We start from the raw sequence: 14,630 nt of genomic DNA, 5'->3' as shown, positions 1-14,630 counted from the left end.
GGCTTTCCGGGCCTTTTTTGGGGATGCGAATTTTAGGATAAGGTTCAATGAGTTGGTTCATTATACCTATACCTATTGTTGTAGACTAATCTTAGTTGGTAAAATAGGTGGGGGAATATGAATTTTTCCAAGCTGGAAAATTGAGCGCGGGAATTTCTTTGGTATATACTATAAAGAGAAATGGTTCTATCTCACATATTCAGAAGAAGGAGGGATTTATTGTGAGTGAAGTTGTTCAAATAACGGAAGCTGCCGCTTTTCAGATAAAAGAAATGATGAAAAATAATGGTGAAGAGGGTTCCTTTTTAAGAGTGGCCGTTAAAGGCGGAGGCTGCAGTGGATTATCCTACGGAATGGGCTTTGAACAAGAGCCCGGAGAAAAAGATAGCCAGTTGGAACAGTTTGAAATTAAGATCCTTGTTAATGCCGAGGATGCAGATATATTGAATGGAACGGTAATTGATTATAAGCAAACGATGATGGGCGGAGGCTTTACGATCGAAAACCCAAATGCCATCGCATCATGCGGTTGCGGGTCTTCCTTCAAAACGGCAAAAAATGCCGGTACGCCGGAGAACTGCTAAGTAAACTCCAATACATCGGAAAAAGGGGGCACTTTAATAAGTGCCCCCTTTTTTGTTTTTTACAAGAGGGATTAGGATGGTCTCATCCTAACACGAGACCAGTTTAATGGCTCCATTCTTATCCACAGCTGTCGTTTTATCCGGCCCAGTTTCGGGTCCGGATCCGGCGGCAAAAATGATGGCTTCCATGTTATCCACTGCTTTATCCACATTTCCCTCTAAATCTGCAAGGATTGGATGCCCGCCCACTTCTTTTATCGTTTGAGCCTGTTCCTCTTCCTGGTCTTCCCGTATACGGTCATTTGATAATTCCCCAATGATCTGCTTTCCGTTCGTTCCGTTGGCCCCTGCAATTAAAATATTCTTGGATGCATTCCCCTTTCATGGCTTCTTCTACTCTTTACCCATAGAATGAAAAGGGTAAGCGCTGTGGATAACTAATTGAAAAAACTTATCCACAATCATCGAATTGGGGACAAAAAAACCGGCCATGAAAGCCGGTTTTTGCGTAATATAATTAAAACATGGAAGAACTGTGCATCGGCTGAACTTTTGCTTTTGGGTCAATATATTGTTTGGCATGATTGACGGCAGTGGGTGCCTCACCAAAACCACTGGCAATCAATTTTACTTTGCCATCATAGGTTGCAATATCGCCTGCTGCATAAATCCCCGGGATATTCGTTTCCATTCTGGAATTCACCAAAATGCTGTTCTTCTGGATATCAAGTCCCCATTCCTTAATGGGACCAAGAGAAGAAACGAAGCCGTAATTGACGATGACTGCATCTACATCCATGGTCTCTGTATCGTCACCATTTGTATCCTTGATGACAATTGTATGGATACGTCCGTCTGTACCAATCAACTCTGCAGGTATGTATGGAGTCTTTATTTCCACTTTTGAATTTTTAAGTGTTTCTACACTATGTTCGTGGGCACGGAACTTATCTCTTCTGTGAATGATGCTCACTTTCTCGGCGATCGGCTCCAGCATTAAGGCCCAGTCCACTGCTGAATCCCCACCGCCGAAGACGACCACGTTTTTGCCGGCAAAATGATTGAGGTCATCGATGAAATAGTGAAGGTTGCCGTTTTCATATTTTTTTGCATCTTCAATTTCGATGCGGCGGGGTTGGAAAGCCCCATTTCCAGCTGTGATGATAATCGTTTTGGAGTAATGGATTTCTTTATCAGTCGTTAACTTGAACACTCCATCGGCTTGCTTTTCCACTTCTTGAACGGCTTGCTCCAGGACGACATCCTGTTCGAACTTTGCCATTTGTTCTTTCAAATTATTCACTAGCTCCTGAGCGCGCACTTTGGGGAAACCAGCGATGTCATAGATGTATTTCTCTGGATAAAGGGCCGACAATTGTCCGCCTAATTGTGGCAGGCTCTCGATGATTTTTACGGATGCCTGTCTCATTCCTCCATAAAATGCAGTGAATAATCCAACCGGGCCTCCGCCAATGATTGTAATATCATAAACTTTTTCATTAACTTCCAACGTTATCCCTCCGATATACTAGGTTTGCTGAAATTTATTCTCTTATTTTAACATAGATGATCTTTTAAAAAACGGAGAAAGTTAGAAAAGTGGGAAAGTTTTGACTATATTTGTGCAGTTTCCTGATGAATGTTCTGTATCCGCTTTCAAATCCGGGTGAAATTACCCTTTGCCAATGTTGGGCATATCGTATAAATATGGTCGCAACTGGGTGGAAAGTAATGTTTTTCGGCTATATTTTAACCCGGAAAAGTTCGGTTTGTTACTTGAAAAAGGTAAGGAAAAAGACTAATATTTACTTAGATATCATTTGGTAAATTTTTTATGAATTTTTTATGACATTTATGAAGTGTTACGTGAAATACGTCACAAATGTATAAGAGTGCTTTTTATAATGGAAATTATAAAGATAGACAATATATTTTAGTTATGGAAAGCATCACAAGAAAATATCGTAAAGGTGGAAGAATACTTTTGAAAAAGCCAACAATCGTTGTTTTAGGAGCAGGTTATGGTGGATTGATGACTGTTACTCGCTTACAGAAGGCGTTAGGTCAGAATGAAGCAGAAATCGTATTAGTTAACAAAAATGATTACCACTATGAAACAACATGGCTGCATGAAGCATCCGCTGGAACGCTTCATCATGATCGTGTGCGCTATCCAATCAAAAGTGTCATTAACAGCAAAGTTAAATTCATCCAGGATTCCGTTTTGGAAGTGAAAACGGAGAACAAAAAAGTCATCCTTGAAAACGGCGAAATTTCTTATGATTATTTAGTGATTGGTCTTGGACCTGAATCGGAAACATTCGGAATCCAGGGGCTAAAAGAATATGCTTTCTCTATCTCTAACGTGAACACGGCACGTAAAATCCGTGACCATATCCAATTGCAATTCGCGACGTACAGTACTGAGGCCGAAAAGAATGAAGACCGCTTGACGATCGTTGTAGGAGGAGCAGGATTTACGGGTATCGAATTCCTTGGCGAATTGGCTAACCGTGTCCCTGAACTTTGTAAAGAATACGACATCGATTTCCAAAAGGTCCGCATGTACTGTGTGGAGGCAGCCCCAGCCGTCCTTCCTGGCTTCGATCCGGAATTGGTGGATTATGCAGTATCTTACCTTGAGAAAAAAGGTGTGGAATTCAAAATCGGCACACCGATCAAGGGGGCGACTCCTGAAGGCATCATCGTGGCAAAAGGCGAAGATGAAGTGGAAGAAATCAAAGCGGGCACCGTTGTATGGGCAGCTGGCGTACGTGGAAACTCCGTGATAGAGGCTTCCGGTTTTGAAGCTATGCGCGGACGTATTAAGGTGAATCTTGACATGCGGGCACCGGGGCATGACGATATCTTCATCGTAGGGGATTGCGCTTTGATCATCAACGAGGAAATTAATCGTCCATATCCACCAACTGCACAAATAGCGATGCAGCAAGGTGAGGTCATTGCGAAGAACCTGACTAAATTGGTTCGTAACGAAAGCGACCTGGAAACGTTCACCTTCGAAAACAAAGGAACGGTATGTTCACTCGGTGAAGATAATGCGATTGGTGTTGTCTTCGGCAAGAAAGTTACAGGTAAGACTGCATCATTCATGAAGAAAATGGTTGATAACAGGGCATTGTTAATGATTGGCGGAGCCTCACTTGTTGCTAAAAAAGGTAAATTCAACGTCCTTTAATTTTTTTGATAGATCAATAATGGCCATTTGGGGATTGTCCCTGAATGGCTTTTTCATTGGCAGCCCATCCATCGATGAGTGTGTCATAGCGGAGTATGCAATTTTTTTGTGTGGAATATAATGAGGATGACAAAGTTTGATCAAGGAAATTATCTTTGGCATCATCTTTACTAAATAATGATTGTAGGGGAAGTGGGTTTTGGTGGAACGTTGCAAAAATGTTTGGCTGGCAGTGTCCGGCCTTGTGATATCGGATAAAGGTGAGTGGCTTGTCGTGAACAAAAGGTATGGCGGATTGAAAGGGCAATGGTCGCTTCCGGCAGGTTTTGTAAAAAATGATGAAACCGTCGATGAAGCTGTCGTAAGGGAAGTGCTGGAGGAGACGGGCATTCATACAGAAATCGAAGGCATCGTAGGAGTGAGAAGCGGAGTCATCAAAGGGGATATAAGTGATAATATGTTGATATTTTTACTTAAACCGCTCAGCTTTGAAGTAAATGCTCAATTGGATGAATTATATGAAGCGAAATTTTATCACCCTGATTTACTCATGAAGGAAGGGAAGCAATCGTTACTATTGGAACAGCTTTTAGCTTTTAAAAAGGAAAGAATGCAGACGATGCTTGACGGGTTGAATCCGGGAGATCAATTTGGATATACATCATATAAACTATTCTTGTAATTTGGGTAATTATCTTTTCTTCGGTATTATTTGGTATAAGTCGTTGACGCAGCAATTATTTTTTCAGTAAACTAAAGGTGTCGCTTTTAAGGAGGGTCAAGAATAACATGCCATTGCCTGTTTTAATTATCTCAATACTCTTATTTTTCATATTGTTTTTCGGAATTGGCTTTTTGCTGAATATGCTCTTTCGTTCTTCGTGGATCATGGTCTTCTTATTTCCAATCGTCTTCATCATCATTGTCAATGAAACAAAGCTAATAGAATATTTTAGGAATCCGGGAATATCTTTTTCCAATCTTGGTACGAACCTTACATCCCTGCATACGGCAGACATCATTATTTTATCAAGCGGGCTGCTTGGTGCGATTTTAGCTGGTGTGGTCATCAGGATTCTAAGGAATAAAGGATATCAAATGTTTTAATAAGGGAAGGGCCGTCATTTATGGACGGTCCTTTTTTTTGTAGGCTGTTTTCGCATACTTTGTTGCTATTTACCAAGTAGTGCGGTGTGGTTGATTTCCCCTCCAGATGCTCGCTTTCCGCGGGGCGGTGAGCATCCTCGGCGTAAACCCTGTGGGGTCTTCACCTGTCCCGCTGCTCCCGCAGGCAGTCTGGCACTTCCGCTCCAATCAACCTTAAATAGTTTCGTTTTAAAAACAACGATCTTTACGAAAAGAGCCTTTTTGTATGAAAAATTGGTTCTTTCCATGCTTTATGAATACTTTCACTCCGTAAAGGGAACAAATATCCTTGTGAGAGGAGTGGAATTGATACATATGAAGATTGTAAAGGCATTATTTTTGAGGGTTGCTATTATCATATTATTTATCTTGGCCATCGAATCGACCTTGAATCATGTTTTTGGGGCAGTTCCTGAAGATCATCCTTTTGAAGAGGCAATGAGACAGCATCGAATGCTTGGTCTCGAATATAAAGCGATTCATAGTGGGGGGCAAGTGGCAACGCTAATGGCATCGGCATCCGCGAGCAATGGTCCCACGACGATAGCGGAGGCAATCGAGCTTTCGAAATACCCGAAGCATGAAGTTTTGGCTACAGGATATACAGCAGGGTATGAATCAACCGGAAAGTACCCGGAAAGCCCATCTTATGGAATCACATATTCAGGGGTGAAGGTGAAACGGGATTTGTTTTCCACCATTGCCGCCGATCTTGCCATATTCCCTCTCGGAACCATCCTTTGGATTCCGGGCTATGGATATGGGGTTGTAGCGGACAAGGGTGGTGCGATCAAAGGGAATCATCTGGATCTATACTACGAAACGGTACAGGATGTGTACGAGAACTGGGGAAAGAAAACCCTTGAAGTATATGTTGTCCAAAAAGGGAACGGCGAGTTATCCGAACAACAGTTAAGCAGGTTGAATGAAACCAAGATCAAGCAGGTATTCAAGCCGAAAATCGCTGAGAAAACATTGAATGAGAATGTAGCTTCTTTTGCTTTTTAAAGAGGAAAGTGAAAGGCTGCCTCAATTGAGGCAGCCTTTTCTGTTTCATTTGGGACGCCCTTAGGGCATGCCTTTGTAGGCTTCAGGATGCAGAGTCTTTGCCAATATGGACAGCCCATCCAGCAAACGCGGGGAAGGCCGGCAGAATAAAGGTTCTTCCATGATGTGAATATGGTTATTCCGGACGGCCTTCATATCAGTCCACCCTTGCCGTTTCTTGACAAGCGCCGGGTTTACTTTACGTAAAGGGACACCGACCCAAGCTAAGCAAATATGGTCGGGATCCTTTTTTTGGACCTCTTCGGAAGTGACTTGAATGCTTGCCATGTCGACATCCTCGAAAAGGTTATATCCTCCCGCAAGCGTACTGATCTCGGATAACCAATTAACTCCCCCGGGGCTGAATAAGGGATTAGGCCACCATTCCCAATACAGGGACGGCTTTGTTTCGATTTTATCGGCGATGTTTTTATATTGAAGGATCGCATCACGGAATTTGGCAGCCTGTTCCTCTGCTTTTTCCTTAAGATCCATCGCCTCGCCCAAGGTCAGTAAATCTTTTGCGATATCTTCAAGCGATTGCGGGTTGAAGATGATATGGGGGATGTTCCGTTCTTTTAGCCCCTCAATGTTTTTTTCCATGCCCGGTACACTCAGTGAAGCCAGCACCAAATCGGGTTTTAGTGATTCCACATGATCGATATCGATCGATAAGTCGGGCCCCACCTTAGGAAGATGCTGTAGGGTTTCAGGCCAATCAGAGTAGTCATCGATGGCGATCAGCTGATCTTCGATTCCTAGATATGTGCATAGTTCCGTATTGCTGGGGCAAAGAGAGATTATTTTCAAATTGAACACCTACCCTTTAAAAATGAAAAAGTGAAGTGCCAATGCAATGAATACTCCGGTCAAGGCTCCGAAAAATACCTCGATTGGCTTATGGCCCAACAGTTCCTTTAATTGCTGCTGTTTCTGTTTATCTGCTTTTTTCTGCCAGTTCTTTGCTTGCTCGACAAAGGTATTGAAGTCGGTAACGAGCTGGTTCAAGACGGCTGCCTGTTCTCCTGCCTGCCGTCTCACTCCTGTCGCGTCGAACATCGTGATGATTGCAAAGATCGCGGCAACGGCAAATACAGGGGAATCCATTCCGGTTTCGATCCCTACCGCCACGGTCAGGGCTGACACGGCCGCAGAGTGGGAGCTTGGCATACCGCCTGTGGAGTTAATGAGTGACCAGTTCACTTTGCGAAATGCTATGAAGTGGATGGGCACTTTGATGAATTGAGCAAAGAAAATGGCAATCAATGCTGCGATTAAAGGGAAGTTGAGTAATAATTCCAAGAGTATCAGCCTTCTTTCTAGTTATAAGTAAAGATGAAATCCATATATGGGTAAATGCATCCTGTTCGGAATAAGGCCCTTATTATTAGTTCCATTCAGTCCTGTCGATTCCCTGCCGGCATAAGTATAAATATGATCTTTCTTATACTATTACTCTAAAGTCACCTATTCTAAACAATATCCCTTGTTATTATTATTTTTGCGGCTTATTCGAAAATTTTTGAAGATTTCGTTATAATGAATGTAATAGAATGGAGGAGGTATCAGAATGTTCACAGTAAAAAATTCCTTAAATATAGATTTGATTGACGAATGCCTGATTCTAGGCGTATTTGACAGACCCGTAAAGTTCACAGGGATAGGAAAAGAAGCGGATGAACGATTGGATGGCCAGCTGACAGAGTTGGTGAAAGCCGGTGAAATCTCTTCCAAGAAAAAATCAGTGGTCAAAATACATACATTAGGTAAATTAAGCATAAAGAGATTGATTTTTGTAGGGTTGGGCAAGGAAAAGGAGCTATCTTTTGAAACGCTCCGCGAAGCGTTGGGAAAAGCGCGTAAGACGATTAAAGAATCCAAGATTACGACACTTTCGATCGCGTTGGATACATTCACGACTGAAAATCTGGATGCATTGGATGCAGCGCATGCTTGTTCCGAAGCTTTTGAACTTGCATCCTATAAATTTGACGGATACAAGCAAAAATCGAACCAGGTCGAAAAAAGCCTTGAATCGATTACGGTTTACAGTGAATTTGATCAAGAAGAGGTCGGTGCTGCGCTGCATGTAGGGAGGATCTTCGGAAGGGCGACGAACTCAGCCAGAACATTGGTCAATACACCGGGCAATTTGCTGACTTCCACGGATTTGGCGGATTATTCATCTGCCTTGGGCGAACGTTATGGGTTTGAAGTGGAGATCCTCGAGAAGGAAGACATGCTCAAGTTGGGAATGGGCGCTCTCCTTGCTGTCAATAAAGGTTCGGTCGAGCCTCCGAAAATGATCGTCCTGAAGTATCAAGGTAAGGATGAATGGAAGGATGTTATCGGGTTGGTCGGTAAAGGGATCACATTCGATACGGGTGGATACTCATTGAAAACGAAGGCTGGTATCGTTGGAATGAAGACGGATATGGGCGGTGCGGCAGCCGTTTTAGGTGCAATGGAAATCATCGGCGAATTGGGACCGGACCAAAATGTCGTGGCGGTCATTCCTTCCACTGATAACATGATCAGCGGTGATGCATTCAAGCCCGATGACGTGATCACTGCCATGAGCGGCAAGACGATAGAGGTTTTGAACACGGATGCGGAAGGCCGTCTGGTTTTGGCGGATGCCATGACTTACGCTAAACATCATGGTGCTGACTATCTTATTGACGTTGCTACTTTAACGGGTGGTGTCATAACGGCACTGGGCATGGATATGACGGGTGCAATGACAAATGACACGGAATTCTATGAACAAGTGGTCAAAGCCTCAGAGGAGGCCGGGGAGCCCATTTGGAGATTGCCGATTACGGAAAAGGATAAAGAGCGGGTACGCAATAGTAAAATAGCGGATTTGAATAATTCACCTGGAGGGGCGGGACATGCGATCATGGGCGGCGCCTTCATCGGTGAATTTGCCGAAGACACTCCGTGGGTCCATCTGGATATTGCCGGGACTTCCACAACCTCGAGCAACTCCGAATTGTGCACATCGGGGGCTACTGGTGTCATGGCACGCACGCTTGCACTATTGGTTGAAACCTTTGAAACGAAAACAAGATGAACCCAAATATCCGAAGCCGAAAATAGGCTTCGGTTTTTTTAACAAAAAGGTGTTGAACGGACGTTATGCCTCCCTCCATTTCAAGCTGACGATGATATGGCAATTTTCTTCCCCTGCTTTAGGATAGAAATCAAAACGGATCCCATCGGGGTTATACGTGATATCAGGTTCGTACTTAATTCCTATCTTTCGGATCATATCGATCACGACATTTTTTTGCGATGCTTGGGCAGCAGTCATCAACCGGTTCGAGAAAGGCTTAGATGTGGCTATGGTATCCATGACTTTTTTTACATCAAGCATCAAAGATTGCGAAGTATTTGCCGATTTGACTAGCAGATCTGGATTGGTTGCCAAGTAGGGACGCAATGTCCGATTCCTGGCGTGAGGCGGAAATAGGATGGGGTCATATAAAAAATAAGGGAAATCCTCCAAAAGGTTTCCTTCCTTTCATTAGGTCTGTCTATAGACACGTTTTCGTTATACGTTAAAATATGTATAAAAGCCAGCCGATATGATAGAGGTTTGTGAATGACCTTTTTCTGCAAAAAAATTTCTTGAAAATTATGATCAAAGACACACTATTATTTGTAAACTGCTTCATTGACAGGTATAGTGTATAGTAATATACTTACTTACCTAAAGTAAGGAGAAGGCACACTATAAATTATAAAATAGGTGATGTTAACATGAAAATAACCCAGGAAACAAAAGACCTTTTAATAGATAAAATGAATATCATCCAAACCCCCGGCAAAGCTGATATATGCCTTGTGGGACCTGTGAACCTGCCGGTTGAACAAGGAGATTTCTCAACGGTTTTCCAATGGTATACATGGCTTCAGCTTGACGGTGCGGATAATGACAAGGATACGGTGCTTGATTCGCTTTCGGAAGCGAACCTCGCTTTTGGACAGCAATCCTCCGTATTGGTTTATGGTGATTTTGAAAAGTCGGAGGAAGCACTTGTCCGGATGCATAGCATCTGCCACACAGGTGATATCTTCGGCAGTAAACGCTGTGATTGCGGCTACCAGCTCCACCAATCGATGAAGATGATAGCCGAGCATGGGTGCGGGGCCATTTTTTACCTTGCGGATCATGAAGGAAGAGGGATTGGCCTGTTTTCCAAATCTCTTGCCTATTTGCTACAGCAGGAAGGTTATGACACGGTCGAGGCGAATGAGGCTTTAGGATTCGAAGACGATACGCGATCTTACGAGGGAGCCATTCGCGTGTTGAGGGAACTTCGTAAGGATCCGGTTACTTTAATCACGAACAACCCCAAAAAGCTGGATGCCCTCATGAAGCATGGACTTGCGGCAAAGGACCATATTCCGTTATGGGGCGGTTTGACGGAAGATAATAGTTTCTATCTTGATACAAAGGTCAAGAAGTCTGGACATATACCCACAAAGAAGCCAACTTTGATTGTTTAAAGGAGAGCTATAGAATGAATGATGATCAATATTACATGAAGCTGGCACTGGATTTGGCAGCCAGTGCTAAAGGAAAGACGAATCCAAATCCAGTGGTCGGGGCAGTCATAGTGAAAGACGGTGTGATAGCCGGGACAGGGATCCACCGTAAAGCGGGTGAACCGCATGCGGAAGTACATGCTTTTAAAATGGCGGGTGAGTATGCAGAAGGTGCAACGCTTTATGTGACTCTTGAGCCTTGTTCCCATTATGGAAAGACACCTCCTTGTGCAAATTTGGTGAAGGAATCAGGTGTCCGGCGAGTGGTGGTTGCGACTCAAGATCCGAATCCGGAAGTGGCCGGCAGAGGAATATCGATCATAAAGGATGCAGGCATTGAAGTTGAAGTCGGAGTCCTGGAAAAGGAAGCTCAAAGGCTGAATGAGCGTTTTATTCACAATATGCTGACGGATCGTCCATTTGTCATATCGAAGTATGCGATGACGCTCGATGGAAAACTTGCAACCCACACAGGCCATTCAAAGTGGATAACAGGGGAAGAGTCACGTCATTCCGTTCATTTGCTCCGTGATGAGGTGGATGCCATCCTAGTTGGTATCGGGACTGTGTTGGCCGATGATCCATCACTGACGACCAGACTTCCGGAGGGCGGAGGGAAAAATCCGATCCGGATCATTTTAGACAGTGAATTACGGGTTCCATTGGATGCCAAAGTTGTAGAAGTATCAGATGCGAAGACCTTGATCGTAACGCAGGAAAATGCACCTGCGGATAAAATGGACCTTTTACGTGAAAAAGGGATCGAATTCATTTTCGTCCCCAAAAATGAGACGGGACTGAATCTAACGGCATTAATGGAAGAACTGTATAAAAAGGGGATTACGGATGTCTTGCTGGAAGGCGGAAGCGAAGTGAATGCCTCATTCCTTAGGGAAGGGCTCATCGATAAATACTTGATTTATATAGCCCCTAAACTATTGGGCGGCAGAAACTCACTGACACCGTATACTGGCATGAATGTGGATACGATGGATGAAGCGATGGATGTTTCCTTTTCTGGCGTGAAAACGTTTGGTGAGGATATACGCATCACGGCTTATCCTAAATAAAAATAGACAACAGGTGAAGAGGCATGATGGTTAAATCAGATGTATGCATAGTCGGTTCAGGTCCTGGAGGTGCCCTGCTGGCTTACCTATTGGCCAAGCAGGACATTTCAGTCGTCTTGCTTGAAAGGCATTCTGAAGTTTCAAGGGAATTCAGGGGCGAGTTCTTGAATGATGAAGGAGAGGGCATTCTTAAAAAGCACGGTTTATTCAATGGTGTGGAAAAACTTGGCTTGCTTAGGATGGAACAAATTGAGTATTGGCATGACGGCCAAATATACAAAAGCATTATCCCGGAATGGCCTGTCGATCATGTTGGGATCCATGTCCCTCAAAACCACCTGCTTAAAGCCATATTGAATGAAGCCGAAAAGCTGGACTCCTTTCAATTGATGATGAATACGAGGGTTACCGGCTTGATGCAGAATGAAATGGGCCGTTTTACGGGTGTCAAGGCCCTTAATGACGGAAATGACCTAGAAGTGCAAAGTCCATTGATAATCGGAGCGGACGGCAGGTTTTCCATCGTTCGAAAAAAAGCGGGAATACCAGTCGAGATTAAAGGTCATGGCTATGATTTACTGTGGGCAAAAATTCCTGCTCCGGAGGGGTGGAAGCCTTCGATCAAGATGGCATTGGTCAATGGCTCCCAGGTTGCCCTCTTCACCCAGGCCGGAGGTTTCATCCAAATTGGATGGAATATAGAGCATGGTTCCTTTCCCCATTTGCGAAAACAGCATTTTGAACCATTCATTGAAGATTTGCTTCTTGCCTTTCCTGAATTAAAAAAGGTTGTATGTGAAAATATCCGCTCTTGGCAGGACTTCATTTTATTGGATGTTTACAGCAGCTATTGTGAGACGTGGACAAAGGATGGCGTAGCTTTATTAGGTGATGCAGCCCATACGATGACGCCTACGGGTGCGTTCGGACTCAATTGTGCCATGAAGGATGCCGATATATTGGCCGAGCTTATTTCTGGATGCATCCTGCAGGGGGATACTGGCTTCCTTGGACTTAAAATGGCTGAGCCAAAAAGAAAAGCCGAGATTGAAAGATTACAGGCCATTCAGGTGGACAAGGAGATGTCCTTCGCATCACAGTTTGCTGCCGCTTATGTTTGAATAGGAGTGAAGGATATGAAATTCGGTTTTGATATTGACGATACCCTTATTAACTTGAGGGAGTTCGCGTTCCATCTTTATAATGAAAAGCTTAATACGAACATAGAGTTAACGAAATTCAGGGCTTTAAAGACGTTGGAGATCCATGAAGCTTTCGGGCTTGATAAAGAGGCTGGGGGCAAGATGTGGAACAGCCTGGCCGATGAAGTGTATTATTCATCCTGTCCAGCCTTCGAGGGCGCAGTGGAAACGCTGCAGGAGCTTGAACGCGATGGCCACGAAATCTATTACATCACCGCCAGAAAAGCGGAGCATGGTGAACGGACGAAAAAATGGCTGATCGAAAACGGCTTTCCGGTTAAGGATGACCATTTTTACTGCGGGATGAAGGATCATGAAAAAATTGATACGATCCGCAAATTGGAATTGGATTATTATTTTGATGATAAACCGGCAGTGCTGGAAACGTTATTGGATATTCCAACGAAAGTGTATGCAATGGATAACTCCTATAACAGGGAATTGGATATTCCAAGACTGACAAGCTGGTTTGAATTAAAAGAAATCCTCTCCAAATAATACATTTACATTATTGACGGATGACTTGATAGACTTGAGTCATCCTTTTTTTGTATACTAATATGAATAACGGTTCATTTTTTTGCTAAAAAAACAAGAGAGTCGGGGGTAATGGGATGGAGAGAAATATTGAAAATTCATTGATAGGCACGCTTGGGATTGAAATGAAAGAAGTGGGCGAGGGGAAAGTCATTGCGACGATGCCTGTGGATGAACGCACTAGGCAGCCGTATGGTTTATTGCATGGGGGAGCGTCCGTTGCGCTTGCGGAATCCGTTGCAAGCTTTGGAGGGATGATGCTGGTGGATAGTACAAAACAAGCTGTCGTCGGCCTTGAAATCAATGCCAATCATGTTAGGGGCGTCCGTTCAGGTGTTGTTACCGCAGAGGGGAACATCATCCATCGCGGGAAGACGACGATGGTGTGGGACGTGAAGATCCGTGATGAAGAGGATCATCTTATCTGCATTTCACGCTGTACATTGGCCGTTATCGACTTACCGAAGTCAAAGTAAATCAAAAGAACAATCGCAATTTGGCGCAATGATTCTATCCGGTTTACGTATAAGATGGCAGTAGACTATTGTATGAAAAGAGGTTTTTCTATGCTGGTGGGTCATATACAAGAAATCACCCGTCATCCTGTAAAATCATTCACTGGTGAACAGGTACAGAAAACGAAGGTGATGGACTATGGACTATATGGAGATCGCAGCCATGCCTTTAAAGGCAAAAATGGGAAGTTCCTGACGATAACCCAAGTCCCGGAAATGGTCCGTTATCAAGCTGCTTTTTCTGGTGAGGAAGCACTTGACCAATATCCGGAAATCCAAGTGAAGACCCCATCAGGAAACGTTTTGACATGGGGAGAGCAAGCCTTTCAGGAGGAAATGGAACGGTTGTTGAAACAGGAGGCAGAACTAGCTGTTTATCATCCTGCACATATTCCGTTAGGTGCGATTGAAGAAGAAAACATCCTGCTTGTCAGTGATGCCTCGATTGGCGAATTGACAAAGCTTTGGGGAAAAGAACTGGATGGCAGGAGATTCAGGCAAAATTTAGTGCTATCTCTAGTAAACAAAACGCCTTTTTTAGAAGAGCAATGGTTCGGAAAAAGGATTCTAATTGGAAATGAAGTGGAATTGGAGATCAAAAGGCATTGTGAGCGTTGTATGATCATAACTGTCGATCCGAGCGATTCACATAGAGATCCATCACTGCTGAAAACTGTCGTCAAGGAAAGGGAAAATCATTTTGGCGTATATGCCTCGGTCATGCAAACAGGTGAAATCAGAGTGGGCGATGAGGTATTTTTAATAGATTGAAACAG

General features: G+C 43.7%; 17 protein-coding genes. 12 read left to right on the top strand and 5 right to left on the bottom strand.

Annotated features, from left to right (window positions below):
- Positions 1-221: 221 nt before the first annotated feature.
- Entirely contained in the window at positions 222-584 is a 363-nt protein-coding gene (locus AC2YHV_RS10285; protein WP_487373149.1) for a HesB/IscA family protein, read from the top strand.
- Positions 585-671: 87 nt separating this feature from the next.
- On the opposite strand, the gene AC2YHV_RS10280 is transcribed toward AC2YHV_RS10285, so the two are convergent.
- A complete protein-coding gene (locus tag AC2YHV_RS10280; protein WP_328118308.1) occupies positions 672-794 on the bottom strand; it encodes a hypothetical protein in 123 nt (40 codons plus the stop codon).
- Positions 795-1,101: 307 nt separating this feature from the next.
- Positions 1,102-2,094 (bottom strand): NAD(P)/FAD-dependent oxidoreductase, encoded by a 993-nt coding sequence (locus tag AC2YHV_RS10275; protein ID WP_487373148.1) that lies wholly within the window; start codon positions 2,092-2,094, stop codon positions 1,102-1,104.
- Positions 2,095-2,568: 474 nt separating this feature from the next.
- Between AC2YHV_RS10275 and AC2YHV_RS10270 the strand changes: the two genes are divergently transcribed.
- From AC2YHV_RS10270 to AC2YHV_RS10255, 4 genes are all read left to right on the top strand, one after another.
- The gene (locus AC2YHV_RS10270) at positions 2,569-3,783 is read left to right on the top strand and encodes an NAD(P)/FAD-dependent oxidoreductase (RefSeq protein ID WP_063574761.1); all 1,215 of its coding nucleotides are present in this window, start codon (positions 2,569-2,571) and stop codon (positions 3,781-3,783) included.
- A 202-nt stretch (positions 3,784-3,985) separates the two neighbouring features.
- Positions 3,986-4,465: an NUDIX domain-containing protein gene (locus AC2YHV_RS10265; protein WP_053537405.1), complete on the top strand. Its 480-nt coding sequence runs from the start codon at positions 3,986-3,988 to the stop codon at positions 4,463-4,465.
- 107 nt (positions 4,466-4,572) lie between these two features.
- Positions 4,573-4,890, top strand: a complete 318-nt coding sequence (locus tag AC2YHV_RS10260; RefSeq protein ID WP_063574762.1) for a YuiB family protein — start codon at positions 4,573-4,575, stop codon at positions 4,888-4,890.
- A gap of 354 nt (positions 4,891-5,244) precedes the next feature.
- Complete coding sequence (locus AC2YHV_RS10255) at positions 5,245-5,937, top strand: 3D domain-containing protein (RefSeq protein ID WP_048687644.1); 693 nt, start codon at positions 5,245-5,247, stop codon at positions 5,935-5,937.
- Positions 5,938-5,997: 60 nt separating this feature from the next.
- Here the strand turns inward: AC2YHV_RS10255 and AC2YHV_RS10250 are convergent, their stop codons facing one another.
- Positions 5,998-6,786 carry a cobalamin-binding protein gene (locus tag AC2YHV_RS10250; protein ID WP_063574764.1) on the bottom strand — a complete coding sequence of 263 codons (789 nt, stop codon included), beginning with the start codon at positions 6,784-6,786 and terminating at the stop codon, positions 5,998-6,000.
- A 9-nt stretch (positions 6,787-6,795) separates the two neighbouring features.
- Positions 6,796-7,278, bottom strand: coding sequence for a divergent PAP2 family protein (locus AC2YHV_RS10245; protein ID WP_487373147.1), 483 nt, complete (start codon positions 7,276-7,278; stop codon positions 6,796-6,798).
- Between the two features lie 268 nt (positions 7,279-7,546).
- Between AC2YHV_RS10245 and AC2YHV_RS10240 the strand changes: the two genes are divergently transcribed.
- Complete coding sequence (locus AC2YHV_RS10240; protein WP_487373146.1) at positions 7,547-9,052, top strand: leucyl aminopeptidase; 1,506 nt, start codon at positions 7,547-7,549, stop codon at positions 9,050-9,052.
- Positions 9,053-9,115: 63 nt separating this feature from the next.
- On the opposite strand, the gene AC2YHV_RS10235 is transcribed toward AC2YHV_RS10240, so the two are convergent.
- A complete protein-coding gene (locus tag AC2YHV_RS10235) occupies positions 9,116-9,487 on the bottom strand; it encodes a YuzC family spore coat inner layer protein (RefSeq protein ID WP_487373145.1) in 372 nt (123 codons plus the stop codon).
- A 254-nt stretch (positions 9,488-9,741) separates the two neighbouring features.
- Here AC2YHV_RS10235 and AC2YHV_RS10230 point away from each other — a divergent pair, with 254 nt between their 5' ends.
- The 6 genes from AC2YHV_RS10230 to AC2YHV_RS10205 all read left to right on the top strand — a co-directional run bounded on the left by AC2YHV_RS10230 (position 9,742) and on the right by AC2YHV_RS10205 (position 14,625).
- Entirely contained in the window at positions 9,742-10,491 is a 750-nt protein-coding gene (locus AC2YHV_RS10230; protein WP_487373144.1) for a GTP cyclohydrolase II, read from the top strand.
- Positions 10,492-10,505: 14 nt separating this feature from the next.
- The gene (gene ribD / locus AC2YHV_RS10225) at positions 10,506-11,600 is read left to right on the top strand and encodes a bifunctional diaminohydroxyphosphoribosylaminopyrimidine deaminase/5-amino-6-(5-phosphoribosylamino)uracil reductase RibD (RefSeq protein ID WP_145506554.1); all 1,095 of its coding nucleotides are present in this window, start codon (positions 10,506-10,508) and stop codon (positions 11,598-11,600) included.
- Between the two features lie 23 nt (positions 11,601-11,623).
- The gene (locus AC2YHV_RS10220) at positions 11,624-12,721 is read left to right on the top strand and encodes an FAD-dependent monooxygenase (RefSeq protein ID WP_487373143.1); all 1,098 of its coding nucleotides are present in this window, start codon (positions 11,624-11,626) and stop codon (positions 12,719-12,721) included.
- A 15-nt stretch (positions 12,722-12,736) separates the two neighbouring features.
- Positions 12,737-13,300, top strand: a complete 564-nt coding sequence (locus AC2YHV_RS10215; RefSeq protein ID WP_034310235.1) for a 5' nucleotidase, NT5C type — start codon at positions 12,737-12,739, stop codon at positions 13,298-13,300.
- Between the two features lie 116 nt (positions 13,301-13,416).
- Entirely contained in the window at positions 13,417-13,815 is a 399-nt protein-coding gene (locus AC2YHV_RS10210; RefSeq protein WP_034310237.1) for a hotdog fold thioesterase, read from the top strand.
- Positions 13,816-13,905: 90 nt separating this feature from the next.
- The gene (locus AC2YHV_RS10205; protein WP_487373142.1) at positions 13,906-14,625 is read left to right on the top strand and encodes an MOSC domain-containing protein; all 720 of its coding nucleotides are present in this window, start codon (positions 13,906-13,908) and stop codon (positions 14,623-14,625) included.
- Positions 14,626-14,630 lie beyond the last annotated feature (5 nt).

The organism is Peribacillus sp. SRI_006, assembly GCF_057586375.1.
The sequence above is the reverse complement of the archived record's forward strand: the minus strand, read 5'-3'. Positions and strand labels throughout refer to the sequence as shown.

Coding starts and splice junctions, on each gene's coding strand:
- AC2YHV_RS10260 (WP_063574762.1), top strand. CDS start 4,573: ATGCCATTGCCTGTTTTAATTATCTCAATACTCTTATTTTTCATATTG.
- AC2YHV_RS10255 (WP_048687644.1), top strand. CDS start 5,245: ATGAAGATTGTAAAGGCATTATTTTTGAGGGTTGCTATTATCATATTA.
- AC2YHV_RS10240 (WP_487373146.1), top strand. CDS start 7,547: ATGTTCACAGTAAAAAATTCCTTAAATATAGATTTGATTGACGAATGC.
- AC2YHV_RS10230 (WP_487373144.1), top strand. CDS start 9,742: ATGAAAATAACCCAGGAAACAAAAGACCTTTTAATAGATAAAATGAAT.
- ribD (WP_145506554.1), top strand. CDS start 10,506: ATGAATGATGATCAATATTACATGAAGCTGGCACTGGATTTGGCAGCC.
- AC2YHV_RS10220 (WP_487373143.1), top strand. CDS start 11,624: ATGATGGTTAAATCAGATGTATGCATAGTCGGTTCAGGTCCTGGAGGT.
- AC2YHV_RS10215 (WP_034310235.1), top strand. CDS start 12,737: ATGAAATTCGGTTTTGATATTGACGATACCCTTATTAACTTGAGGGAG.
- AC2YHV_RS10210 (WP_034310237.1), top strand. CDS start 13,417: ATGGAGAGAAATATTGAAAATTCATTGATAGGCACGCTTGGGATTGAA.
- AC2YHV_RS10205 (WP_487373142.1), top strand. CDS start 13,906: ATGCTGGTGGGTCATATACAAGAAATCACCCGTCATCCTGTAAAATCA.